This window comes from Lutibacter oricola, from assembly GCF_900106565.1.
GTDB lineage: Bacteria > Bacteroidota > Bacteroidia > Flavobacteriales > Flavobacteriaceae > Lutibacter > Lutibacter oricola.
In genome coordinates this window covers 969,817-996,298 of record NZ_FNNJ01000001.1, presented here as the reverse complement: position 1 = coordinate 996,298, position 26,482 = coordinate 969,817, and the positions used below count along the sequence as shown (strand labels likewise).

Genomic DNA, 26,482 nt, shown 5'->3' with positions numbered 1-26,482 from the left:
TTTTAACTTACTGAATGACAAGAGTTTAAAAACTTTGCATTTTAAAAAAAGTTAGAATTTATAATCACACTGGATTCAATTTCAATAAAAAGGTATGTTTATAAATAAAAAGAGATGATTTTTTAATAAAAAATCATCTCTTTTTTTCAATTTTAGGTAGTCGTTAGGTAGTCCTATTTATTATAGAACATATAAAAACCATAACCAACACTAAAACAGTAATTTAACAACAATACTTTAATTAGATTCAATTCTATTAATGAGTCCAATTTTTAAAGAATCTATAAATTTTGTTTGATCTTTCTCTCTAGCTTTAATTTGCTCAAAAACTTTATAAATATTACCTAATTCAATTTCAAAAAGTAGTTCAATTACATTTTTAATTTTTTTTAGTTCTGCTCTTCCATTTCTTAAAACACCTGACTCTTTTAAAGCGAAAATTAATTCAACTAAATCCGTTTTAGTTCCTGTCCAATTTAGATCTCTTAAAATGGCTGGTTTAACCTCTTCGATAACTACATCATTTGATTTCTTGTTTTTAAGTATTTTCAACTCGTTAGAAAAAAATGCAATTAATAAATCGTGTGCAATAATTTTTGATACAAGGTAATCGTGACTGGTTGTAAATTCCGGATCTTTAAAGTGATGCGAGCTATCGATAAATAAATCTAATTGTTCGATATCTCTTAAAAAATAAAGGTGGTCTAGTTTATCTTCTTTTAACCTATAATACTTTACAAATTCCAACTGTTTCCATTTTCTGCTATCTAACCTATCAAGTTCATTGCTAATGTACTTCTGTTGTTTTGAGTTACCAGAAATTGGTTTTTCAAGTAAATAATTATGTAACCATTTAAAGTACTGGAGTCTCCCTTCTACATACGGTTTTTGATATTTAAAAAATGTTATTTCTTCTTTTTTTGAAGGGAATTTTTTAGTCCTTACAAGTGTGCTAAATTCATTTAGACACGTTCTTGAAAGTACAATACCTTGTTTTAAAATTGTTAGATCTTTTAAATTAGATTTTTCAATTAATACAATAGATTTTTTATACCGATTAAAGGCAATAGTAGTTTTTTTCATATAGGTTTTTCAATTTTTTTAAGCATTTAAAAATAATAAAAAAACCTATAAATTAGTTAGCTGTTAGATTTCTTCTGAACTACTTCTGAACCTTGCTCTGATTTGGTATTTAATAACACTTTTAAAGCATTCATATCATCACTTACTTTTCTTTCAATTACTCTAGCATAAATTTGAGTTGTAGCAATTTTTGTGTGTCCTAAAATTTTAGAAACGGTTTCAATTGGAACGCCATTTGTTAGCGTTACTGTAGTTGCAAATGTATGGCGCGCCATATGAAATGTTAGGTTCTTTTTAATCTTACAAGCATCTGCTATTTCTTTTAAATAACTATTTAATTTTTGATTTGATAACGCAGGAAAAACGGTACCATTTAGAGCTGCTCTTTCATTATTTCTGTATTTATCAATTAAGTATTGAGCTTGGTCTAGTATTGGTATTTTCACTGGTGTATTTGTTTTTTGTCTTTTGGTAATTATCCATTTATTACCATCAATCCCAAAAACCACATTGTCTTTTTTAAGCTTCATAATATCAACATATGCAATACCTGTGTAGCTGCTAAAAATAAAAAGATCCTTTACTAAATCTAAACGTTCAATATCTGTGCTATAGTTTTCAATACTTTCAAGTTCTTCTTTTGATAAAAACTCACGTTCCTTTTTAATAAATGAAGGTTTATATTTAACAAATGGGTCTCTTTCTATCCATTCCATATGAAAGGCCATAGTTACCATTTTTCTTAAGCGTTGAATGTGTTTTATGATGGTATTATTACCTATTCTTTTCTTATTTCTTGAAAGTTTATAGCCTCTTAAGAAATTGTCAAATTGCACAACAAATGAATAATTTAGGTCTCTCAAGTAAATATCTGAAGTTTTGTATTCTTTCAGTACGAACTCCATTAAATAACTCTGGGTAGTTTTATAAAGGCCAAGTGTGGCTTTATTTAACTTGTGAGCAAAATTAGTATTATGATAATCAATAATATTTTGAAGCGAATAATATTGTTGGTCGGTTCCTAAAAATCGAGCTTTAATAGCTTCAGCTGTTATTAATTTTCTTTCATTAACTAATTCCTGGTATGCTTTGAAAATTGAAGCTTGTGTTTGGTCAATATAATTATTGATAACTCTAGCCTCTTGACTGTTTCCTTTAATTTTGGATTTAGATTTATCCCAAGATTCTAAAAGAACTTTTCTTTTTAGGCTAATATTAACTCGTTTCTGATTAACCGTAATTCTTGCGAATAAATCCGCTTCGTTATTTTTGGCACGTGAAGCATTAATCCAAATTAGGATTGAAAAAGTGTTTTGGGTTTTCATAGTTGTCGTCTTTTTAAGTTTAACTTTTTTTAAAGACGAAAGTCAAATCAACTATGGATATTGGCCCTAGTAACAAATGTATAAGATTTGTTGACCAAATCCTACCTTATTCTCATTAAATTATGTACTGTTTCACCGTTTTTAAAAATACATTTTATCAGTATTTACAGTATCTACAGCAATAATTCGGTCAACAAATTTACTTTTTTTATTTGTTGACCGATTTGTTGACTTATTTAATGAATTTAAATCAATATATCTGTTAACTCCTAAAATTCAAAACCCCTTAAAACCTATGGTTTGCTGTGTTTTGATTCAATTTGTGTTCATTTTCGCAGAGAAGAAGGGATTCGAACCCTCGATACCCTTTTGAGGTATACACACTTTCCAGGCGTGCGCCTTCGACCACTCGGCCACTTCTCTAAAGTTTTAATTATCTAAATAAAGGTTTATTAAACCTTCTGGAGTTTCAACAATAATTTTATTATTAGTTCTATCAACTACTTTAATAAAATCATCTATCATAGGTATAAATACTTCTTTACCGTTTGCATCAACTTCGAACAAAGGTTGAGCTGAAGAATCATTAACAGCTACAATTTCACCAACTTTTCCAAAATTTACATCTTCTATTTGAAAACCTATAATTTCGTGAAAGTAAAACTTATTACCTGTTAATTTGGGTAAAAATTCAAGTGGTAAATATAAACCTGAACCTAAAATATTATCTGCATCATCTTCGGTAGAAATATCTTCAAAAGCTAATCTAAGTTGATTCCCTTTTTGCAGTAAGCTTTTTTCAATAAAAAAAGGAACCAGATTATTGTTTAATTCAACAAATACTGATTCCAATTCTTTATACAATTCTGGTTCGTCTGTATCTAATTTTGCTACAACCTCACCTCTAAAGCTATGTTTTCTAACGATTTTGCCTAAATAAAAACAATCTTCTTTACGCATTATCGAATAAAATTTATTAAGCTTCTTCTCCTGCAGCAGCTTGCGCGTCGTCGATAGACTCAGGTCCTTTTTCTTCAACTGGCTCTGCAGCTTCAGCAGCGGCAGCAGCTTTTGCGTCAGCTTCAGCTTTAATAGCAGCATCAGCAGCTTCTTTTACAGCAGCAGCACGATCTTCATTAATTTTAGCTTCAACTTCTAATGCTTTTGCTTTAACGTCAGCTTTAGCTTGTGCTAAACCTTCTTTTTTAGCATTTACTTTAGCTTCTTTTTCAGCTAACCAAGCTTGGAATTTTTCTTCTGCTTGCTCTTCAGTAATAGCACCTTTTCTAACACCACCTACTAAATGATTTTTTAGCATAGCTCCTTTATAAGATAGAATTGCTTTTGCAGTATCAGTTGGTTGTGCACCGTTTTGTAACCATGTTACAGCTCCATCAACATCTAAATCAATTTGTGCTGGGTTTACGTTAGGGTTGTAAGTACCTAATTTTTCTAAGTATTTACCATCTCTTTTTGAACGTACATCTGCTGCAACTATCCAATAGAATGGTTTTCCTTTTTTACCGTGTCTTTGTAATCTAATTTTTACTGGCATCTTTTTAAATTTTAAGGTTCTCGACCTTGATTATTAATTTTTGAGTGCGCAAATATAGTGTGTTTTTTTGTAATAAATCATTCTTTTTAAGTATATTTTCAATATTTTTCAAAAACTTAACAAACTGAAAATCAAAAGGTCGAAAACCTATATGTATAGATTTTCGACCTTTTAATTTTATAATCTTTTTTTAAACTAATCCTGTGAATCCTAAAAATGCTAATGAAAGTAAACCCGCTACTAATAAGTTAATTGGCACACCTTTCATTCCTTTAGGTAAATCAGCTAATTCTAAATGTTCTCTAATGCTTGCAAAAAGAATTAATGCCAATCCAAATCCAATAGAATTTGCAACAGCGAAGAAAACTGCTTTTAATAAACTTGCATTCTCCATTCCTAATGCTAAAATAGCTACACCTAACACTGCACAGTTTGTTGTTATTAGAGGTAAAAACACACCTAAAGCTTGGTATAATGGCGGACTCACTTTTTTCAAAATAATTTCTACCATTTGAACCAATGCTGCAATTACTAAAATAAATGTAATGGTTCTTAAATATTCTAAGCCTGCAGGCACTAATATAAACTCGTGTAACATATAAGTTGCCATTGTTGCAATTGTCATTACAAACAATACAGCTCCTGACATTCCAACTGATGTGGAAACCTTATTAGAAACACCTAAAAAAGGACAAATTCCTAAAAACTGTGATAATACAATATTGTTAACAAATACCGCTCCTATTAATATAATTATATACTCCATTATTTAGCTTCTTTTGTTGAAATTTTATTAAAAAACACTGTTAAATATGCCAAAGCAATAAATGCTCCTGGAGGCAAAATAAACAGAATAAATGTGTTTGCATTTTCAGCAACAAATTTTATATCAAAAATACTTCCGCTCCCTAATATTTCACGGGCAGCACCTAAAGCAGTTAACGCTATTACAAACCCTAATCCCATTCCTAACGCATCTAAAATAGATGACATTACATTATTTTTTGAAGCAAAAGCTTCTGCTCTACCTAATATTAAACAGTTTACTACAATTAACGGAATAAAAATTCCTAATTGTTCGTATAAAAAAGGTATAAATGCTTCTAATACCATTTCTACAATAGTAACAAACGATGCTATAATTATAATAAATGCTGGTATTCTAACTTTACTTGGCACCTGAGATTTTATTAATGAAACAACAATGTTCGACATCAATAACACAAACAATGTTGCAACTCCCATTCCTAATCCATTAAATGCAGATGAAGTTACACCCAACGTTGGACACATACCTAACAGCATTACAAATACTGGATTTTCTTTTATAATTCCTTTTAAGAAATTATCTTTTTGATTTAACGCCTCTGCCATAACTAATCTTTTTTAGTTTTAGTAGTTGAACCTTCTTTCATAAAAATATCATAAGCCATTTGAGTAGCTTCACCAAAAGCTCTAGTTGTAATAGTTGCTCCTGTTAAGGCATCAACTTCACCTAAATCTTTTGTAGGTTTTAAATTAAATTCTGAAGGGTTTTTACCTCTAAATTGTTCGATAAATTTATCATCCTTCATTTTTGTTCCTAAACCAGGTGTTTCTTTCTGCTCTAACACTTGAATGTTATTAATACTTCCATCTGATTTAAAACCAACCATAATTTTTATTAAACCACTAAATCCTTTTTCTGAAGAACCAATAACTGCTGTTCCAACATTATTTTCTCCCTTTTTAGCCACATACATTTCTACACTATCTTTAGCTAAATCAGATTTTATCATTTTTACATCTTCAACCGGATTGTTATCAAATTCTGGCAACACCAATTTTAATGCGTTTATTTTTCGTTCTATTTTCCCTTTTTGAATAGGTCCAACAGTTAATTCGTTAACAAATCCTAACGATAGACCTGCAACTATGGTAATCACAAAAAGTGAAACTACCATATTTATAAATGTGTCTTTCTTTTTAGCCATTGTTATACAATTTTAGATTTAATTTTAGAACCAAAACGTCTTGGTTTAAAATAAGTGTTAATTAATGGTACAAATGCATTCATAATTATAATTGCAAATGAAACTCCCTCTGGATACGCTCCAAACAATCTAATTACAACAGTAATAACACCAATACCAATAGCAAAAATTATCATTCCTTTTTTCGTCATTGGACTCGTAACTAAATCCGTTGCCATAAAGAAAGCTCCTAATAAAGCTCCACCAGATAAAATATGAATTAATGGATTTGCATAATGTTCACTATCTACTAACCAAAAAATACCAGTCATAACCGCCATTGTTACTAACATAGTAACAGGTATATGCCAAGTAATTACTTTTCTAACCAATAAATAAACACCACCAATTAATAAGGCAATCGCAGACATTTCTCCAATAGAACCTCCAGTAACACCTAATAACATATCTAATGTCGATGGAATTTTAGAAGCCAAATCTGTCATTGTTCCTCCAAAGGTTAAACCTTCTTTTATAATACCTAAAGGTGTTGCACCTGTAACGGCATCTGCTAAAGCTGTTTGATTTTCAACAGCGGTTGGCCAAGTTGTCATTTGTATCGGAAACGAAATCAATAAGAAAACACGACCAATTAATGCAGGGTTAAATATATTAAATCCTAAACCTCCAAATGATAATTTTCCAACACCAATAGCAAATAAACTACCAACTACAATCATCCAAATTGGAATTCCTGACGGTAAGTTAAATGCTAATAGTAACCCTGTAATTAAGGCTGAACCATCACCAATGGTAACTTCAGATTTTAATAAAAATTTCTGAATTAAATATTCGAATAATAAGCAAGATATTACTGCTGCTGCAGTAACTATAAAGGCACCAATTCCAAACACATAAAGTGAAACTAGAAAAGCTGGAATTAATGCTATCACTACATCGTACATCAATTTTTTTGATGTTCTGTCTGAATGTACGTGTGGTGAGGCTGATATAATAATAGATTGTGCGCTCATATTAATTTTTAGCGGTTTGTAACTTTTTAACAATATTTTTACCGAATCTAATGTAGTCTAGTAAAGGACGATGTGATGGACAAACATAGCTACAAGAACCACATTCAATACACGTCATAATATCTTCGTTAGAAGCTCTTTCGTACAACCCTTTTTCAGATAGATTCATTAACAAGTGAGGTTCTAATCCCATTGGACAAACAAAAACACACTCTCCACAACGGATACAGTTTTTAGGTTCACCTCTACTCGCTTCATTTTGGTCAATTACTAAAATTCCTGAAGTTCCTTTAGTTACAGGTACATCCGTATTTTTAATAGCTTTACCCATCATTGGGCCTCCATTTACAATTTTTCTAGTTCCATCAGGTAAACCTCCAACTTGTTCAACTAAATCTTTAATTGGAGTACCTATTTTAACCCAAAAATTTGAAGCATTCTCTATTTTTTTACCAGTTACTGTAACAACTCGCTCTGTTAAAGGCTCGTTATATTGAACAGCTTGATAAATTGCAAAGATTGTCCCAACATTGTGCACTATTACACCAACATCCATTGGTAACCCCCCTTTAGGAACCTCTCTTTTAAGTATCGCTTTTATTAATTGTTTTTCACTTCCTTGAGGATATTTAACTTGCAATGCTGCAACTTGAATTCCTGTATCTCCTTTCGAGGCTTCTTTCAATACTTTAATGGCATCTTTTTTATTATTCTCGATACCAATAACAGCTTTTTTAATATGTAAAGCGTGCATAAGAATTTGAATACCAACAATTATTTCATCCGCCTTTTCCATCATTAATCTATGATCGGCAGTTAAATAAGGTTCACATTCTACACCGTTAATAAGTAAACAATCTACGTGATTATCATTCTTAAGGTCTAATTTTACATGTGAAGGAAATGTTGCCCCTCCTAAACCAACTATACCAGAATCTATTACATGTTGAAGAATATCTTTTTGAGATAAAGATATTTCTCTAATTAATGGATATTCTTTTTCTTCAAAATTAGATTCGTCTTTTTGATCCGTTCTAATTACAATACATTGCTTTTTGTATCCACTACTATCAATCATCATATCTAATTTAGTTACTGTTCCAGCAACAGGAGAATGAATGTTTGAAGATACAAATCCACTAGTTTTTGCAATAACTTGACCCTTTAAAACTTTATCTTTTCGGTCAACTATTATTTCTGAAGGTATACCTATATGTTGTGCAATAGGAACATACACTACTTTTGGCACAGGCATTCTTTTTATTTCCTTGCCTGATGTTATTTTATTTTCAGGAGGATGAATACCTCCTTTTGGAAATGTTTTAAGCATCTGTTTTAGGGTTTTCAGGTTCAACTTTAGTTGCTACTACATTTTCTTTTACTACTGCAACTTTTTCAACCTCTTTCTTTACTACTTCTTTTTTTTCCTCTACTTTCTTTTCTAATACCTTTTTAGCTACAGGTTTCTTAGCTATTGGTTTTTTCTCTACTACCTTTTTAACTTTTGGCGGTGGAAAATTGGTTTCTATAATAGAATGAGTAGGACAAACTGGTACACATTTTCTGCACAACGTACAAAGTTCTGCATCTATATATGCTAAATTATTATTCATTGTAATGGCATCTTTCGGGCAAACATCTTCACATTTAGAACATCCAATACATGCAACATCACAAGCTTTTTTAGCAATTCCTCCTTTATCTTCATTTAAACAACCTACAAATATTTTTAAATCACGTTTGTTTTTAGGTCGCATTTCAATAATATCTCTTGGGCAAGCTTTAACACAAGCACCACAAGACGTACATTTATCTGAATCAATTACAGGCAACCCTGTTTCCTCATCCATATACATGGCATCAAAATCACAAACAGCAACACAATCACCATCACCTAAACAACCATATTGGCAATCTGTTTCACCACCATAAACCAACGATGAAATTGCACAAGAACGAGGCCCTTGATATTCTGTTGTTTTTGGTCGAACATCACAACCTCCTTGACAAAGCACCACGGCTACAGTTGGAGCTTTTTCAGCAACTTCTTTTCCTAAAATACTAGCAACTTGTTTCATTACTTCATTTCCTCCTACCGGACAAAACAACTCCGAAATATCTTCTGTATTAACTAGCTTTTCAGCAAAAGATTTACAACCTGGAGAACCACAACCCGCACAATTTGCACCGGGAAGTACTTCATCAACTTCACCTATTAAAGGGTTTTCGTACACATAAAACTTCTTTGAAACTATATACAGCACAACAGCTGCAACAACTCCCAACGAAGCCAATAGTAAAACACTATATAAAACCGAATCTGTCATTATATTAATTATATTTAAATATTGAAACACTAAATGCTTTCTCAAATGTATCTTGCATTAAATAAAGCACTAAATAATATGGTATTAAAACAGCAAAAGCCAATAAGCCTGCCATCCACTCTTTTACAAAACTTGAAGAGATAAGTAAAACTGAAATCATTAAAATAAAAGGAAAAACATACGCCCAAAAAACAGCTTTTAAACCTAATTCTTTTTGAAGCACAACATTAACTGGCTCATTTACTTTATAAGAACCATTATTATCTACAATAATCTCTTTTGTATCTCCTTCAGAAACCCCACAAGCACCTTTTGCATTGCAAGCTTCACAATGAACATTTCCCATTAACGCAACCGTAATATTTTTATCCGTAACTTTAGCAATAACTCCATCATGAGTTATCACTTTCCGATCTCCATTTTTATATATATCTAAATCTAACTTCTCCATCTACGAGATTGAATAATTGGTTAACCACGTAAAATTAAGTCTAATAAGTCATATAAAATATGATTAATGTTAGGGTTTTAAATATCGCAACAATTGTTACAACTTAAAATTAGAACCACAAAATTTCAACTAACTGATAATTAAGATGTTTTAATCTTTATTTATATTTTGAACACAATATTTGTTAATAAAAAAAAATATTTTAAATCATTAACATGCTTAAAATTTATATTTTTATCCATTCTTATTTCACTCGTAAAAATTTCTAAATGTTTTTAATATTTGATACTGAAACTACCGGTTTACCAAAAAATTGGAACGCTCCAATTACTGATACAGATAACTGGCCTAGATGTATTCAAATAGCTTGGCAATTACACGATAAATATGGAAAATTAATAGAGCATCAAGATTATTTAGTAAAACCTGACGGCTTTAATATACCTTACGATGCTGAGCAAATTCATGGTATTTCTACCCAATTAGCAGAAGAAAAAGGTGAAGATTTAGAAAAGGTACTATACCTATTTAATGAAGCTTTATCAAAGGCTAATTACGTAGTGGGTCAAAATGTTGGTTTTGATGTCAACATTATGGGTTCTGAATATTATAGAGCTGGTATAGAATCGACAATGACTACTTTACCAGTTCTAGACACTTGTACAGAAAAAACTGCTCAATTATGTCAAATACCAGGTGGTAGAGGAGGTAAATTTAAATTACCAACATTAACTGAATTACATCAACATTTATTTAACGCTCCTTTTGCTGAAGCACATAATGCAACTGCAGATGTTGAAGCAACAACACGTTGTTTTTTAGAGTTAATTCGTTTAAATAATTATACCCAAGAAGAAATAAATATTGAAGAAGATTTTCTTCAAAAATATAAAAGCTTTAACCAAGAGCTTACACAAATAATAGGCTTAAAACATTTAAACCTTAAAAAAGAAAGCGATAAGCTAAAAGCAAAATCTAAAAACAAAAAAAATAGTTCTCAAACTGTTGAAATTTCTGAAGATTTAGCTAAAGCTAATTTCTCGCACTTACATTGCCATTCTCAGTTTTCAATTTTACAATCTACTTCTAGTATTGGAGATTTAATTAATTCAGCCATAAAAGGAGGTATGAATTCTATTGCCATAACAGATACTGGTAATATGATGAACGCATTTAACTTTGTAGAAACTGGATTTAAACATTACTCTAGCGCAGACGCTCACAATAAAAAAATTGATTTTACAAAAGAACTAAAGAAAAGAATTGCTGAAGGGGAAGACATAGTTTTAGAATACAATGCTAAAGCAAAAAAGGAAAAAGGTAAAGAAGAAGAAAAAGATAAAAAACCTGAAAAAGTAAAAGTCGACCTTCAAAATTTAATGCAAGAATGGGAAACCATTAAAACTAGAATTGAAAACAAGGAAGATGTAGTTTTAGAATTAGTAACTACAAAAATTAAAGAAAAAAAACAGGAAGACGAGAAAGAAGAAATAGAAGAAGTTAGAACTGCTATTGATTTAGACTACGATCAACAAGAATACAAAACTCCTTTTAAAGCAATTGCTGGATGCGAGTTTAATGTTTGTGAAGACCATACTAATAAAAAGCAAAAAGACAATGGTTACCAAATTGTTATGCTTGCTAAAAACAAAAATGGTTATCTAAACTTAGCCAAAATGTCTTCTCAATCTCATACCGATGGTTTTTATTATGTACCTCGTATTGATAAAAAATTAATTGAAGAATATAAAGAAGACGTTATAGTATTATCTGGAAATTTATATGGTGAAATTTCCAACAAAATTTTAAATATTGGTGAAGCTCAAGCTGAAGAAGCTGTAATTTGGTGGAAAGAGCAATTTGGAAACGATTTTTATTTAGAATTAATGAGACATGGTCAAGAAAATGAAGACCACGTTAATGAAATACTAATAAAGTTTGCAAAAAAACACAATATTAAATTAATTGCAACTAATAACACTTTTTACACCAAACAAGAAGAAGCACATGCGCACGATATTTTATTATGTGTAAAAGATGGTGAAAAAACTGCTACTCCAAAAGGAAAAGGCCGTGGCTTTAGATACGGTTTACCAAACGATCAATACTACTTTAAGTCGCAAGACGAAATGAAGGAATTGTTTAAAGACATTCCTGAAGCCATTTTAAACATACAAGAAATTGTAGATAAAGTCGAAGTTTTTAAATTAAGTAGAGATGTACTTCTTCCTAAATTCGATATTCCAGAACAATTTGTAGACCTTCAAGATGAAATTGATGGTGGTGTAAGAGGAGAAAATGCTTACTTAAGACACTTAACATACGAAGGTGCAAAAATTAGATATGGAGATGTACTAGATGAAGATACTATTGAAAGACTAGATTTTGAGCTTGAAATTATTCAGAAAACTGGATATCCAGGATACTTTTTAATTGTGTGGGATTTTATTTTAGAAGCACGTAAAATGGGCGTTTCGGTAGGTCCCGGACGTGGTTCTGCCGCAGGTTCAGTAGTTGCATACTGTTTATGGATTACTAATATAGATCCTATCAAGTACGATTTACTTTTTGAGCGTTTCTTAAATCCCGATCGTGTATCAATGCCCGATATTGATATTGATTTTGATGATGAAGGAAGACAACGAGTAATTGACTTTGTTATTGAAAAATATGGAGCACCACAAGTAGCACAAATTATTACTTATGGTAGTATGGCTGCTAAATCTTCTATTAGAGATACAGCCAGAGCGTTAGATTTACCATTAAATGAAGCTGATAGAATTGCCAAATTAATTCCCGGCGTTAAACTTCAACATATATTTGGTGAAGACGCTAAAAGTGTTGGAAAAATAAAAGGTTTAAAAGCCGAAGACCTAGAAATGGTTGAGGAGTTAAGGCGCCTTTCAACAGGAAATGATTTAGAAGCTGAAACAATAAACCAAGCAAGAAACCTAGAAGGTTCAATTAGAAATACAGGAATACATGCCTGTGGAGTAATTATTACGCCAGAGCCTATTACCAATTTAGTTCCTGTTTCTACGGCAAAAGATTCTGACATGTATGTTACACAATTCGATAATGGAGTTGTGGAAGATGCTGGTTTACTAAAAATGGATTTCTTAGGGTTAAAAACTTTAACCCTTATTAAGGATACTGTTAAAATTGTTAAAGCCAAACATGGCATTGAATTAATTCCAGACGATTTTCCGCTAGATGATGAGAAAACATATGCTTTATTCCAACGAGGGGAAACTATAGGTATTTTTCAATACGAATCTCCAGGTATGCAAAAGCATATGAAATCGTTAAAACCTACAGAGTTTGCCGATTTAATTGCAATGAACGCCTTGTACCGTCCAGGTCCTATGGAATATATTCCTTCATTTATTGATAGAAAACATGGACGTGAAGAAATATCGTACGATTTAGATGGTATGGAAGAATACCTTAAGGAAACTTATGGTATTACGGTTTATCAAGAGCAAGTAATGCTTCTTTCTCAAAAATTAGCAGGTTTTACAAAGGGTCAAGCAGATATGCTTCGTAAAGCAATGGGTAAAAAAATATTCTCCATGCTAGAGAAACTAAAACCAAAATTTATTGATGGAGGAAAAGCAAAAGGTCATGATGAAAAAATTTTAAATAAAGTTTGGGGAGATTGGGAAGCTTTTGCTGCCTACGCATTTAACAAATCTCACTCTACTTGTTACGCTTATATTGCGTATCAAACAGCTTATTTAAAAGCGCATTACCCTGCTGAATATATGGCGGCTGTACTTTCGAATAACATGAGTGATATTAAGCAAATTACATTTTTTATGGAAGAATGTAAACGTGCAAATATTCCTGTACTTGGGCCAGATGTTAATGAATCTTATTACAAATTTTCTGTTAATAAAGAAGGTGCTGTGCGTTTTGGTATGGGAGCCATAAAAGGTGTTGGTGGTGCTGCAGTAGAATCTATTATTAATGAACGTAAAGAAAACGGAAACTACACTTCTATTTTCGATTTAACTAAAAGAGTTGATCTAAGAGCTTGTAATAAACGTGCTTTTGATGGTTTAGTTAAAGCTGGTGGATTAGATTCATTTAACACCGTTCATAGAGCTCAATACTATGCGCTCGATGAAAAAGGAGCTACATTTCTTGAAAGAGCTATTCGTTTTGGTAATAAATACCAAGAAAATAAAAACTCTGCTCAAATTTCTATGTTTGGCGAAACATCTGAAGTTCAATTTCCTGAACCCGAAATTCCACACGCTGAAAAATGGGGAATGATGGAAGAGCTTTCTAAAGAAAAAGAGTTAGTTGGAATATATATTTCTGGTCATCCATTAGACGATTTTAAAACTGAAATAAAATACTTTTGCAATTGTAAAGTAATTGAATTTCAAGACCAAGCTAGTATGATGAATAGAGAGGCTTCTATTGGAGGAATTGTTACTGCTGTAGAACATCGAATCTCAAAAAACGGAAAAGGTTGGGCTTCTTTTACATTTGACGATTATTCTGGAAGCTATGAGTTTAGAATTTTTGGTGAAGAATACTTACGTTTTAGACACTTTCTAGTTCCTAGCGCATTTTTACACATTAAAATATTTGGTAGAAAAGGTTGGAATGAAGGCGATGTGCGATTGTCTTTTACAAGCATGCAATTATTACATGAAGTTTTAGATACTTATTCTAAGAAAATAACAATAAACATTGACATTAAAGATGTTAATGAACAAACAACAAAAAAATACAACGAATTATTAAGTAGATTCACAGGCTCAAAAAATGTTACATTTGTGGTTTATGATGCAAAAGAAAAAATTCAATTAACTATGCATAGTAGAACTAGAAAAATTGATATTTCTAACGAGTTTTTAAACGAATTAGTTGACAAACAAATTAATTTTAAACTTAATTAGTTGTAATACCTATGAAAAAAATATTTATTCTATTGTTTATAACCTATTGTTTTGGTTATTCTCAAAATAAATCTAGTTATATACAAACCGATTATTTTTATGGAAATGTTTTAACTGCAAATGCAGATACAAAAGCATTTTTAGAAGGTCATCCAACAGGTTATATTTTTAGCTATAATAAACGTAATTTTGGCAACGAAAAATGGCATGAACATTATAACTACCCAGATTTTGGATATTCATTTGCCTACCAAAATTTTCATTCAGATATTTTAGGTGAAGTGTTTTCTGTCTACGGACATTATAACTTCTACTTCTTCAACAGAAAAGCAAAAAACAAGCTAATTCTTAGAACCGGTATTGGTTTAGCTTATGCCAACAAACCTTACGATAGAGTGAGTAACAATAAAAATATTGCCTTCGGAACTCACCTTAACTCCTCAACCTATTTTAAATTATACTATCAACGAGAAAATATTTTTAAAAGAATTGGTGTAAATGCAGGACTTACATTTTTACACACATCTAATTCTAATGTAAAATCGCCCAATGCTGGTGCTAATATTTGGGGTGTAACCGTTGGTGTAAACTATAATTTAGATAACACAAACCAACCTATTGAATTAGTACCTTCTTCAGAAAAAATTAAATTTACCCAACCTATTAAATACAATTTAGCAATTAGAGGTGGTATTAACGAATCAGAAATAATTGGCACTGGACAAAAGCCATTTTTTGTTGTATCGGCTTATGCAGATAAGCGAATCAATAGGAAATCTGCTATTCAATTTGGGGCAGATTTATACATTTCGCCAATGCTTAAGGATTATTATGAAGTAACAAATCAAAGACCTAATAGTAATCTTGGTGAAGTTAATTCATTCTCAAGAATTGGAGTTTTTGTTGGACACGAATTATTTTTAAATAAATTATCTATTGAAACTGCTTTAGGATATTATGTAAAATATCCATTTACATATGAAAATAGAATTTACGAAACACTGTCTTTAAAACGTTATATAAATGATAGGTGGTTTGCGAGTGTAAGATTAAAAGCACATATAGCAAATGCTGAAACTGTTGAATTTGGAATTGGGGTAAGATTATAGCACATGAAATTAAATATATTTATAATATTATCAATACTTAGCTTATCTCTTTCAGCTCAAAACTCTAACAAAGTATTTAGCAATTTTCAAACTGATTTTTTTATTGGTGAGCATTTAGAACACGACAAATCTTTGAATGAAGCCATTCAAGGAAAATCATATGGAGTTCTTTTAAGCTACAATTACCTCAACACTAAAAAATCAACTTTCAATAGTTTATTCAACAATCCAGAAAGAGGTTATTCTTTCATGTACCAAGGTTTAAATTCTGACATTTTAGGTGAAGTTTTTGCAGGTTATAGACATTTCACTTATAACTTAACACCTAACAGAAAAATAAATTTACATTTAACTACAGGGTTTGGAGTTGGTTACGCTACCAAAAAATACAATAAAATTAGTAACCCAAAAAACTTTGCAATAGGTTCTAATATTTTAGCTTCGGGTTATTTAAAACTTCAATATTTACAGTTTTTAAAAGGCACTAATTTCAGTATAAATTCTTCTGTTGGATTAATTCATTTTTCAAACGTTGCATTTAAAAACCCAAACTTAGGCCTAAATACTGTTACATTTAACGTTGGTTTAAATTATAGTTTAAATTCAACAGAACAAAAAACAGTTGTTGTTAAAAGTAATGTAGACAAAAAAATAGACTACAATTTAATATTAAGAACTGGTTTTAACGAGAGTAAACAGGTAGGTTCTGGCCTACACCCTTTTTACACAGTAGGTTTTTATGGAGCCAAAACAATAAATAACTATTCTACGCTTACTGCAGGAACAGAACTTTTTATTTCAGAATTTTTAAAGCATTATACAGAAATTGAAAGCGACAATAATAATATAGTTAGAGGTGGTATTTTTATAGGGCACGAATTAACTCAAAACAATTTTGCCTTTATATCACAAATTGGAGTATATCTATATTACCCTAAAGAATATGAAAGTAGAGTTTACGAACGATTTGGTTTTAAATATAATTTAGGTAAACATTTGTTTTCTGAAGTTACACTAAAAGCAAATTTATTTAGAGCAGAAGGATTAGAATTAGGAATTGGTTATAGATTTTAAAAAATGAAAAAGTATATATACATATTAATTATCTTATTGAGCTTTAATAGCTGTAATAATGAAGATACAGGAGATTGTTTTCAAACAGCTGGAACTACAATTCAACAAGAATTTAATGTTGATTCTTTTGACAAAATACTAATTCACGAAAGAGCTGGACTGATAATTGAACAAGGCCCAATTCAAAAAGTAATTATTGAAACTGGAGAAAACCTATTACCAGATATTACTGTTGAAGTTGTAAATGGTGAATTAATTGTTAGAGATAATAATGCTTGTAATTTTGTAAGAGATTACGGTACTACTAAGGTTATTGTAACTTCTCCAAACATTACCAGAATTAGAAATGCATCAGAACAAGATGTTGCTTCCAAAGGAACGTTAACTTACCCTTCACTCTACTTAATGTCTGTTGGAGATAAAACAAAATATTTACCTGTAGGAGATTTCTATCTAGACATTGAAAATGAAAACCTAAAGGTTTGGAGTAATGGAGTTGCTAATTTTTACATAACTGGAACTTGTAACAAATTAGATGTAAACCTTTCTAATGGAGATACTCGTTTTCATGGTAAAAACTTAATAGTAAAAGTTGCTATTGCTAGAAATTTAAGTTCTAATGATATTGAAGTTTTTCCTACAGAGAGTTTAACAGGAGAAATTCTATCAACAGGAAACATTATTTCTTACAATAAGCCACCAATTGTTAATATTGAAGTTCAAGGAGATTTTGGTAAACTTATTTTTAAGTAGTTAACTCTCTAAATAAACTTTCTAAGTTTTTATTTTTAGTGTTTAGTTGCAGTATTTTTAATCCGTTTTCGTGTGCAAAATCAAACACTTTAGATCGCATATCAGTTGTAGTATTGAAAGTTAATGTCCAACTTGTATCATGAAAATTATCTACCTCAACAATATGTTCAATTCTTTTAACAAATTGTTTTTCAATTTTTAAATCAAATTCAACCTCTATAACTTGTGCCTGATTCTCCTTAAGTTCTTTTAAATTTTTATCAGCAACAATTTCTCCCTTACTAATTAAAATTACGCGATCACATACTGCTTCAACCTCTTGCATAATATGAGTCGAAAACAATACTGTTTTATCTTTACCCACTTCTTTTATTAAACTTCTTATTTCAACCAATTGATTTGGGTCTAAACCTGTAGTAGGTTCATCTAAAATTAAAACTTCTGGATTATGCAATAACGCAGCAGCAATTCCAACACGCTGACGGTAACCTTTAGATAATTGACTAATTTTTTTATGCGCTTCTGGTGTTAACTTCACCTTTTCAATAATTACATCTACTTCACTTTTAGGCACTTTGTATATAGAAGCATTAAATAACAAATACTCCTTTACATACATATCTAAATATAAAGGATTGTGCTCTGGCAAATATCCAATTTGCTTTTGCGCTTCTATTGTTTGTTTATTAATAGCTAAACCACAAACATTAACTTCACCTTCAGAAGCTGAAACATATCCGGTAATTATTTTCATTGTAGTAGATTTTCCAGCACCATTTGGACCTAAAAACCCAACAATTTCACCTTTATTAATTTTAAAATTGATAGCGTTAACGGCTTTTTGATTTCCGTATAATTTGGTTATATTTTTTACTTCAATAGACATAATTACGTTTTAACAAAAATACATTTTAATTATAATTAATTGTAACTATTTAACGTTGTATGCTACATATAATTTTAAGACATTTGTAAATTATTAATTATGGGCTGCTTTAGAGTTTTTTTATGTATTATTTTCCCACCGTTAGCTGTTATAGATAAAGGCTGCGGAAGTTTAATTATTGTTTTTATATTAACCTGTTTAGGATGGATTCCTGGCGTTATTGCAGCATTAATTATTAATAACAATCCAAACAATTAATTTTATGAAGCAAACTTTTGCGATTATTGCGTTAATAAGTATTTTATTTACTAGTTGTACTTTTACTGAAGAAATAACATTTGATAAAAACTTTAAAGGAACCTATAACTTAGGTGTAGATATGAGTAAACTTATGTCTCTTAAAGGAGATCACAAACAAGACTCTATACCTTCTAAAAAAATTGATTCTGTTATTAATTTTAGAGATATTTTAGAACAAAAAAAAGACAGTATATCTAAGCTTAGTGATGAAGAAAAAGAAAAAATAGAAGCTTTGAAAGATTTACGAATGGAAATGCATATTGATGAAGCTGCTAATAAAATGGCTATGAATTTTTTACTTGATTTTGAAAGTCTCGAAGATTTAAAAGGAATTAACAAAAAATTAAGTCAAGCCAACGATTTAAATAGTAAAAAGAGTAAACCCAACAAAAACTTTACACCTAACTCTGAAGTTGAATATAGCTTTAAAGGAAATACTTTTAAAAGAGTATCAATTGCAAAAGAGTTAACGCCAGAGTTAAAAGAAAAAAACGATACATTTTTAACTCAAAGTGCTGCAATATTAGAAGGCTCTACATATAAAATAATTTATCATTTCCCTAAAAAAATTAAAAGTGTTTCGGTTGAAAACGCTCAAATTAGCGAGGATAAAAAAACTGTTACAATTATATCTAATTTAGGTGCAATTTTTAAAGATCCAAAATCGTTAGATTTTGAAGTAAAACTAAAAAACTAATGCAAAAAGTTAAATTACAAGATTTAGGTTTAAAAGATTATAAGGAAACTTGGGAATTTCAAGAAGACTTATTTCAAAAAATTATTGATATAAAAATTAATAATAGAAGAAACGAAACTTCGAACCCAACACCTAATCATTTCTTGTTTGTTGAGCATCCACACGTTTACACTTTAGGTAAAAGTGGAGATATGTCTAACTTATTATTAAATGAAGAGCAATTAGCTTCTAAAGGTGCTACTTTTTATAAAATTAACCGAGGTGGAGACATTACATACCACGGTCCTGGTCAGCTTGTTGGTTACCCTATTTTAGATTTGGATAATTTTTTTACTGATATTCATAAATATTTACGTTTTTTAGAAGAAGTAATTATTAAAACTTTAGATGAATATAATATAACTGCAGTAAGAAGCGAAGGTGAAACTGGTGTTTGGCTTGATGTTGGAACACCGTTTGCACGTAAAATTTGTGCAATGGGAGTAAGAACAAGTCGCTGGGTAACTATGCACGGTTTTGCTTTAAATGTGAATGCAAACTTAGGTTATTTCGATAATATTATTCCGTGTGGAATAAAAGGTAAAGCTGTTACATCAATGGAAGCAGAACTAAATAGAAAAATAGATATGAATGAAGTTCAACAAAAAATACTAAAGCACTTTGCTGAACAATTTGAAGTTGAATTTATTTAAATATCTTCAAACAATAAAAAAAGCCTTCATATAAAATATGGAGGCTTTTTTTATTCTAACGAATTTAATATTAATCTTCTTCGTTAAAATAAACCTTATAGAATTTCATTTTCTTTTCCTCATCATATCCTTTTTCCAAATATTCTTCAGGAGCATCAGGAGCATCAATATCTAATTTAATTTGAATATTAGTATCTAACTTTATTTCAGTTTTTAAACGTTGTTTTTGTTTTTTTAATACAATATCAGAAATTGCAAATTGGTTCCTTAGCAGTAGATCATTATTCTCTTCAAACTGTTTTTTATAATCCTCGAACAAATCTTTATGATCATCTTCTTCAAACAGTTCTTCTTTAAAATCGTGATAATCTACAGAATCATTTTCTTTCATATAATCAACAGTTTTTGCTAAAAACTTACTTTTTTCTTGGTTACCAAAATCTTCTTTTATAACATCTTCAGCAAAATCTGTACACATTTCAATGTAGTTTTTTGTGTGCTGATTACTATCATCGGCATACTTTACATTTAAAAAATGGTTTACCCAGTATTGTGCATCATAATTATTGTTATCTACACTTAAAACGGTTCTTCCTTCATCATCTGTATAATTAATAATTAGGCAACCTTTGTCTAATTTTTTAGTACTAATACCTTTTTGAACAAAAACATCAAGGGTATCCGTTTCCATATAAGTTTGAAAAAAGTCTACTTTATTTTCAATTTTAAAAATACCTATTGCTGGTGTAATAATATCTTTATATTCAATATCCTCAAACAAAGCAACTATAACATCACCCGTTTTTATTTGAGCTGAATTTGATTGTTCAAATAAATGCGTAACAATATGTTTAGATACTTCTACAAACGACTCTTCATTTGTAAAAATTTCATTCGCATAATTATTAATTTCATTTAATTCAATATTTGCGTGGTGGTTAAAACGATAGCTCTCTGCAACATTAGCATAAGGTTTTAATAAAAAAGGCAACATTAAATTGTAACTTTCTTCATCAAACTTCACAGTGTTTTCTGAAAAAACATTGGTAGCACTATTAAATTTGTTACCAACTTTATGTACAATAAATTTTGAAATTGCGGCTCTCGTTCTTTTTATCATTTTTTACATTTTTTTATACTTTGACAAATGTAAAATATTTAATGATTTTTTTGAACTACAATTCTAATTTTAATTGTTCTGGTAATAATTTAAATGTTTTTCGGTGGTATTTTGTAACTCCAAACTCTCTAATAGCGTCTCTATGTTGCTTAGTTGGATAACCTTTATTTTTTTTCCAAAAATAATTTGGTAATTCTTCATCTATTTTCTGCATAAAATCATCTCTATACGTTTTTGCTAGTACCGAAGCCGCAGCAATACTCATATATTTAGCATCTCCCTTTACAACTGTTTTATAGGGAATATCTCCTAAAGGTTTAAATTTATTGCCATCTACAATAATATGTTCTGGTTGTGTTTTAAGCTTTTTAATAGACTCGTGCATTCCTAGAATTGAAGCTTGTAAAATATTTATTTCATCAATTTTTTCTTCGGAAACAAAAGCAACTCCGTAAGCTAAGGCGTGCTCTTCAATAAAAGGTCTCAATAATTCTCGTTGTTTTTCTGTAAGCTGCTTAGAATCGTTTAATAACGGATGTTCAAAATCTTCAGATAAAATTACAGCAGCAGCAACTACAGGACCAGCCAAACAACCTCTACCCGCTTCGTCTGTTCCAGCTTCTAATACGTTTTTTTTGAAATACTTTTTTAACGCCATAATCGGTTTTTGGTAGGTTTTATTTCGAAATAAATTTGGTGTAATTTTCTTAAAAACAAAGTTAATAAATTGGATTGATTTCCTTTAGAAAATAAGCCTAGCATTAAAACACACCTGTATTACGTGCGGTTTCTATACAGCTATTAATCATTTTTAATTGTAAATGTAGCTGTTAATCCGGCACTAAAATTTCTTGGTAATTTTTCAACTCCGAATATTGCTCTCGAATGTTCTCCTTTTTCTTCTAATACTTTTACAAATAGATCCGAAGCTCCATTGACAACTATTGGTGAATCGTCCCAATTCTCTTCAGATTGAAAATAAGCATCAAAGTGATTTAGCCCAACAATTTTATCAAATCCTATTTTATTTTCGACTTGAGCCAACACATTCAAAGCACATAATTCCATTGCAATGTATCCTTGCTCAGTTCCGATTTCATTTCCTAAACGCCCTTGATAAAAATACTCTTCATTTAAAATAGGAAATTGTATTGCGATATAAGCAATATTTCCACGCACATTTACCGATACGTAATTTCCTCCTGGTGTGGAGATTTCTGGAAGTTCTAGTTCGAGTTTTTTTAGATTTTCTTTCGGATTTATATTTTCCACTTTTGCTTTACTCTCTTTATGTTTAAATAATTCGATTTATTTTTATTACGTGTTTTTTCTTATTGGTATCACTGCATAAAACCTCTGTTTGCCAGCAAAAAACAATCCAAATCTCAATATTTTGTTCATCTTACGTACGTTTGTTTTAATTGCTTACAACTACTATTGAAAAAACAAACTTAGTATTTATTAATTAACATGTTAATTTTAATGGGTTCTAAAATATAATTGATTGCAATTCGTTCAAATATTTTACCTTTGCTGCTTTATGTATTTTATGAAAAACAATATACTTATTATAATATTATTTTTTTTAACTGTTTCTGCAAACAGTCAAATTATAAGACCCGAAAAAGGAGACTCTTTTTATAAAGCAGATAGTACACGATCTAATAAAGAAATAAAAGTAATACTTAGCGATAAAACTAAATATACCGATTACAAAGTAATTTCAGCTTCTAACGATACTACTTTTATAGATACAACATTAACAATTCAAAAAGATTATAAGTTAAATTATACTAGAAAAGATGATTTTGAATTATTACCTTTTCATAATCAAGGGCAAACTTATAATAAACTAGGTTACAACTTTGAAAACAATTCCATTTTTCCAGAAATGGGAATTACTGCTAAACGTTATAATTACAAAACTATTGAAGATATTAAATACTACTATGTACCTACACCTACAACAGAACTTAGTTACAGAACAGGTTTAGAACAAGGCCAAATGTTAGATGCGTTGTTAACTATGAATTTTTCTAAACAAACCAATATTTCAATTGCATATAAAGGTTTACGTTCTTTAGGAAAATATAGAAACTCATTAGCTAGCCACGGTAATTTTAGAACTACTTTTAATTATAGTTCAAAAAATAGCAAATACTTTTTAAGAGGGCATTTTTCTTCATTTGATTTTTTAAATAATGAAAATGGAGGATTAACAGCTACTTCCATAGAGAATTTTGAAAGTGGAAATACAAATTATGTAGAAAGAGCTAGGTTAGATGTAAATTACACGAACGGTTCTAATATGTTTGAAGGTAAACGTTATTATTTTGACCATAACTACACATTAATTTCAAAAAACACCACATTACAACAGCAAAACGATTCTTTAAAAACACAGTTTGCAAAAAGAAACAGATATAACACTACAATTAAACGCTTAAAAATTGACACCCTTAATTTAGCAAGTAACCAAGCCAAAATAGATTCTTTAACATTTTTAGCAACTGCAATTACAGCAGATTCTTCAATGTTTAAAGATGTTATTGCCTCTAAAGAAGTTAGTTTAAAAATTGGACATTCTTTTCAATACGAAACAAAACATTATAGATTTTACCAAACAAATAATTCTATAACAAGTGGCTTTTATGGTAATGCACATAGCTCAGAAATTGAAGATCATACATCTTTTCAAAAATTAGACAATCAGCTTTTTGCAGAGTTTAAATCGCCTATAATTGGTAAATTAAAAGCTTCTCTTAACTATTTCGATTACAACTACCATTACAATAGTGTTATTTTTGAAGACAACAACAATTTGGCTATTCAAAATAAAATTAAAGGAAATGCTATTGGCTTTGGTGCTGATTGGATTACCAACTATAAAAACTTTTTTATTACCGCCAATGCTTCAACTATTGTTTCTGGAAACATTACTGGTAGTTCGTTAAAAGCTTCAGCATATATAAAAAAGGATAGTATTTTTAGCTTTAAAGGTTATGCTGAATTTACCACTAAAACACCTCAGCTAAACACTCAACTTTATCAAAGTGATTATGTAGATTATAACTGGAGTAACAATTTTAAAAATGAAGATATAACCAATATTGGTGTAGAGTTTAAATCCAACAAATGGGGTAATTTAAAAGCTAGTTACAATTTGGTAGATAACTACACTTATTTTAACGAAAACTCGACTCCTACACAAGCAAGTGAAACTTTAAACTATATAAAAGTAAAGGCTAGCAAAGCTATTAGTTATGGTAAATTTACTTTAGACAATACGGTTATGTACCAAAAAGTTGCTAAAGGAGAAAGTTTTTTTAATGTACCTGAAATTGTAACTAGAAATTCACTTTTTTATACTGATTACTTATTTAAAGGAGATCCGTTATTTTTACAAACTGGTGTAACTTTAAAATACTTTACCAAATTTAATGCAGGTGCTTACAACCCGCTACTAAGTGAATTTACTTTACAAAACGATACTGAAATTGGAAATTACCCAATATTAGACCTTTTTGTAAACGCTCAAATTAGACGTACAAGATTGTACTTTAAAGTAGAAAACTTTACAGCTAGTTTTACTGGTAGAGATTACTATGCAGCACCTTCTTACCCATACAGAGATTTAACTGTACGATTTGGTTTAGTTTGGAATTTCTTTATTTAGTAGTTGCTAATTCTTTTATTTTTATTCTGAAAGCAGCAAAAATTAATGTCATAAATGGACTTAACCAATTAAATATGGCATACACAAAGTAATCTGCAACACTTACACCTAACACCCCAGATTGGTATGCTCCACAGGTGTTCCAAGGTATTAAAACAGATGTTACAGTTCCAGAATCTTCTAATGTTCTACTTAAATTTTCAGGCGCTAACCCTTTATCTTTAAATGCCTTTGCATACATTTTTCCTGGTACAACAATTGCTAAATATTGATCTGAAGCTGTTGCATTTAAAGTAACACAACTAAATACTGTACTTGCAAATAACCCAAAAATAGAATCGAATAAGTTTAACATTGCTTTACTAATTCTTGCCAATGCTCCAATAGCATCCATAACACCTCCAAAAACCATAGCACAAATAATTAACCAAATTGTACCTAACATTCCTTTCATTCCGCCAGAGCTAAATAAATCATTTAATTCCGCACTTGATGTTTCTACAGCTGTATCTACCGTAATTGCATTCATAACTCCCTTATAACCTGCAATAAAATTTAACTGATCCAGTCCAGAAATTTTCAGAACAATATCTGGTTGAAAAATTAAAGCAGCAACACCACCTAATAATGTACCACCTAATAAAGCAATAAGAGGTGGTGCTTTTTTAACAATTAGAAAAATAACCAATACAGGCACAACAAATAACCAAGGTGTTATATTAAAAGCTCCATCTATTGAAGCTAACTTATCTGTTACATCTGCAGTTCCAACAGTATCTATACTAAAACCAATTATTATAAATACAATTAAAGTTACTGTAATTGTAGGTACTGTTGTATAAGTCATATACTTAATATGGTCGAACAACTCTCCTCCTGCCATTGCTGGTGCTAAGTTAGTAGTATCACTTAATGGAGACATTTTATCTCCAAAGTATGCTCCAGAAAGTACCGCTCCGGCAGTCATTCCTAAAGAAATACCAAGTGTTTCTCCAATTCCTATTAACGCTATACCTACGGTTGCTGAAGTTGTCCAAGAACTTCCAGTAGCAATAGATATTACTGCACAAATAACAACACAAGCCGCTAAAAATATGGTAGGATTTAAAATTTGAAGTCCATAATAAATCATTGTAGGAATAATACCGCTTATTAACCAAGTTCCTGCTAAAGCACCAACCATTAATAAAATTAGAATTGCACCAGCTGTAGATTTAATATTTTCAGCAATTTCTTCTAACATTATTTTATAAGAAACCTTGTTAAAAAAACCAACTATTGCTGCAATAGAAGCTCCAATTAATAATATAAATTGGTTACTTCCACTTAAGGCATCATCTCCGTACACATACACATTAAAAAAAAGCAAAATTACCAATGCTAAAACAGGAATTAAAGCTTCCCCAATATTCAATTCTTTATTGCTAATTATTTTTTGATCTTCAATCTTAATTTCTTCAATATTCGAGTCTTCGTGCATGCTTTTTATTGTTTGAAATGTAATGATACGCAAATTTGAAATTTTACACAAATGA

The 26,482-nt window shown here is 30.2% G+C and carries 24 protein-coding genes and 1 tRNA gene; 8 read left to right on the top strand and 17 right to left on the bottom strand.

Features of this window, described 5'->3' with window-relative positions; all coding sequences use genetic code 11:
- Nucleotides 1-237: 237 nt before the first annotated feature.
- From BLU40_RS04055 to BLU40_RS04000, 12 genes are all read right to left on the bottom strand, one after another.
- The gene (locus tag BLU40_RS04055; protein WP_090119993.1) at nucleotides 238-1,083 is read right to left on the bottom strand and encodes an RteC domain-containing protein; all 846 of its coding nucleotides are present in this window, start codon (nucleotides 1,081-1,083) and stop codon (nucleotides 238-240) included.
- A gap of 56 nt (nucleotides 1,084-1,139) precedes the next feature.
- Nucleotides 1,140-2,408 (bottom strand): site-specific integrase, encoded by a 1,269-nt coding sequence (locus tag BLU40_RS04050; RefSeq protein ID WP_090119991.1) that lies wholly within the window; start codon nucleotides 2,406-2,408, stop codon nucleotides 1,140-1,142.
- 335 nt (nucleotides 2,409-2,743) lie between these two features.
- Nucleotides 2,744-2,831 (bottom strand) — tRNA-Ser (locus tag BLU40_RS04045).
- A gap of 6 nt (nucleotides 2,832-2,837) precedes the next feature.
- Nucleotides 2,838-3,368 carry a ribosome maturation factor RimM gene (gene rimM / locus BLU40_RS04040; RefSeq protein WP_090119988.1) on the bottom strand — a complete coding sequence of 177 codons (531 nt, stop codon included), beginning with the start codon at nucleotides 3,366-3,368 and terminating at the stop codon, nucleotides 2,838-2,840.
- Nucleotides 3,369-3,384: 16 nt separating this feature from the next.
- The gene (locus BLU40_RS04035) at nucleotides 3,385-3,963 is read right to left on the bottom strand and encodes a 30S ribosomal protein S16 (protein WP_090119985.1); all 579 of its coding nucleotides are present in this window, start codon (nucleotides 3,961-3,963) and stop codon (nucleotides 3,385-3,387) included.
- Nucleotides 3,964-4,153: 190 nt separating this feature from the next.
- Complete coding sequence (locus BLU40_RS04030) at nucleotides 4,154-4,729, bottom strand: electron transport complex protein RnfA (RefSeq protein WP_090119982.1); 576 nt, start codon at nucleotides 4,727-4,729, stop codon at nucleotides 4,154-4,156.
- A complete protein-coding gene (rsxE, locus tag BLU40_RS04025) occupies nucleotides 4,729-5,337 on the bottom strand; it encodes an electron transport complex subunit RsxE (RefSeq protein ID WP_090119980.1) in 609 nt (202 codons plus the stop codon). The genes BLU40_RS04030 and rsxE overlap by 1 nt, the downstream gene beginning before the upstream one ends.
- A 2-nt stretch (nucleotides 5,338-5,339) precedes the next feature.
- Nucleotides 5,340-5,936, bottom strand: coding sequence for an RnfABCDGE type electron transport complex subunit G (locus BLU40_RS04020; RefSeq protein WP_090119978.1), 597 nt, complete (start codon nucleotides 5,934-5,936; stop codon nucleotides 5,340-5,342).
- 2 nt (nucleotides 5,937-5,938) lie between these two features.
- Nucleotides 5,939-6,949 carry an RnfABCDGE type electron transport complex subunit D gene (locus tag BLU40_RS04015; protein ID WP_090120365.1) on the bottom strand — a complete coding sequence of 337 codons (1,011 nt, stop codon included), beginning with the start codon at nucleotides 6,947-6,949 and terminating at the stop codon, nucleotides 5,939-5,941.
- Between the two features lies 1 nt (nucleotide 6,950).
- Nucleotides 6,951-8,279, bottom strand: coding sequence for an electron transport complex subunit RsxC (gene rsxC / locus BLU40_RS04010; RefSeq protein ID WP_090119976.1), 1,329 nt, complete (start codon nucleotides 8,277-8,279; stop codon nucleotides 6,951-6,953).
- On the bottom strand, nucleotides 8,272-9,276 hold the full coding sequence (locus BLU40_RS04005; protein ID WP_090120362.1) for a Fe-S cluster domain-containing protein: 1,005 nt from the start codon (nucleotides 9,274-9,276) through the stop codon (nucleotides 8,272-8,274). Before BLU40_RS04005 ends, rsxC begins: the two co-directional genes overlap by 8 nt.
- A 4-nt stretch (nucleotides 9,277-9,280) precedes the next feature.
- A complete protein-coding gene (locus BLU40_RS04000; protein ID WP_090119974.1) occupies nucleotides 9,281-9,727 on the bottom strand; it encodes a SoxR reducing system RseC family protein in 447 nt (148 codons plus the stop codon).
- A gap of 269 nt (nucleotides 9,728-9,996) precedes the next feature.
- Between BLU40_RS04000 and dnaE the strand changes: the two genes are divergently transcribed.
- The 4 genes from dnaE to BLU40_RS03975 are packed head-to-tail and all read left to right on the top strand — an operon-like array spanning nucleotide 9,997 to nucleotide 17,576.
- On the top strand, nucleotides 9,997-14,640 hold the full coding sequence (gene dnaE, locus BLU40_RS03990; protein WP_245729891.1) for a DNA polymerase III subunit alpha: 4,644 nt from the start codon (nucleotides 9,997-9,999) through the stop codon (nucleotides 14,638-14,640).
- An 11-nt stretch (nucleotides 14,641-14,651) separates the two neighbouring features.
- Nucleotides 14,652-15,749 (top strand): acyloxyacyl hydrolase, encoded by a 1,098-nt coding sequence (locus BLU40_RS03985; RefSeq protein WP_090119972.1) that lies wholly within the window; start codon nucleotides 14,652-14,654, stop codon nucleotides 15,747-15,749.
- A 3-nt stretch (nucleotides 15,750-15,752) separates the two neighbouring features.
- Nucleotides 15,753-16,823: an acyloxyacyl hydrolase gene (locus BLU40_RS03980; RefSeq protein ID WP_090119969.1), complete on the top strand. Its 1,071-nt coding sequence runs from the start codon at nucleotides 15,753-15,755 to the stop codon at nucleotides 16,821-16,823.
- A gap of 3 nt (nucleotides 16,824-16,826) precedes the next feature.
- A complete protein-coding gene (locus BLU40_RS03975; protein ID WP_090119967.1) occupies nucleotides 16,827-17,576 on the top strand; it encodes a head GIN domain-containing protein in 750 nt (249 codons plus the stop codon).
- On the opposite strand, the gene gldA is transcribed toward BLU40_RS03975, so the two are convergent.
- Nucleotides 17,569-18,462 carry a gliding motility-associated ABC transporter ATP-binding subunit GldA gene (gene gldA, locus BLU40_RS03970; RefSeq protein WP_090119965.1) on the bottom strand — a complete coding sequence of 298 codons (894 nt, stop codon included), beginning with the start codon at nucleotides 18,460-18,462 and terminating at the stop codon, nucleotides 17,569-17,571. The genes BLU40_RS03975 and gldA overlap by 8 nt on opposite strands.
- Nucleotides 18,463-18,561: 99 nt before the next feature.
- Here gldA and BLU40_RS03965 point away from each other — a divergent pair, with 99 nt between their 5' ends.
- From BLU40_RS03965 to lipB, 3 genes are read left to right on the top strand one after another with little or no spacing between them, the layout of a single operon-like run.
- Nucleotides 18,562-18,720 (top strand): YqaE/Pmp3 family membrane protein, encoded by a 159-nt coding sequence (locus BLU40_RS03965; RefSeq protein WP_090119962.1) that lies wholly within the window; start codon nucleotides 18,562-18,564, stop codon nucleotides 18,718-18,720.
- A gap of 4 nt (nucleotides 18,721-18,724) precedes the next feature.
- A complete protein-coding gene (locus BLU40_RS03960) occupies nucleotides 18,725-19,459 on the top strand; it encodes a hypothetical protein (RefSeq protein ID WP_090119960.1) in 735 nt (244 codons plus the stop codon).
- Nucleotides 19,459-20,151 carry a lipoyl(octanoyl) transferase LipB gene (gene lipB, locus BLU40_RS03955; RefSeq protein ID WP_090119958.1) on the top strand — a complete coding sequence of 231 codons (693 nt, stop codon included), beginning with the start codon at nucleotides 19,459-19,461 and terminating at the stop codon, nucleotides 20,149-20,151. The genes BLU40_RS03960 and lipB overlap by 1 nt, the downstream gene beginning before the upstream one ends.
- Nucleotides 20,152-20,221: 70 nt before the next feature.
- Here lipB and BLU40_RS03950 read toward each other — a convergent pair whose 3' ends face one another.
- From BLU40_RS03950 to BLU40_RS03940, 3 genes are all read right to left on the bottom strand, one after another.
- Complete coding sequence (locus BLU40_RS03950) at nucleotides 20,222-21,271, bottom strand: nucleoid-associated protein (protein ID WP_090119956.1); 1,050 nt, start codon at nucleotides 21,269-21,271, stop codon at nucleotides 20,222-20,224.
- A gap of 55 nt (nucleotides 21,272-21,326) precedes the next feature.
- A complete protein-coding gene (locus BLU40_RS03945; RefSeq protein WP_090119953.1) occupies nucleotides 21,327-21,929 on the bottom strand; it encodes a ribonuclease HII in 603 nt (200 codons plus the stop codon).
- A 143-nt stretch (nucleotides 21,930-22,072) separates the two neighbouring features.
- Nucleotides 22,073-22,543, bottom strand: coding sequence for a RidA family protein (locus tag BLU40_RS03940; RefSeq protein WP_245729890.1), 471 nt, complete (start codon nucleotides 22,541-22,543; stop codon nucleotides 22,073-22,075).
- Nucleotides 22,544-22,820: 277 nt separating this feature from the next.
- Here BLU40_RS03940 and BLU40_RS03935 point away from each other — a divergent pair, with 277 nt between their 5' ends.
- Complete coding sequence (locus tag BLU40_RS03935) at nucleotides 22,821-24,947, top strand: putative porin (RefSeq protein WP_175454740.1); 2,127 nt, start codon at nucleotides 22,821-22,823, stop codon at nucleotides 24,945-24,947.
- Here the strand turns inward: BLU40_RS03935 and nhaC are convergent.
- The gene (gene nhaC / locus BLU40_RS03930) at nucleotides 24,940-26,427 is read right to left on the bottom strand and encodes a Na+/H+ antiporter NhaC (protein WP_090119949.1); all 1,488 of its coding nucleotides are present in this window, start codon (nucleotides 26,425-26,427) and stop codon (nucleotides 24,940-24,942) included. The genes BLU40_RS03935 and nhaC overlap by 8 nt on opposite strands.
- Nucleotides 26,428-26,482 lie beyond the last annotated feature (55 nt).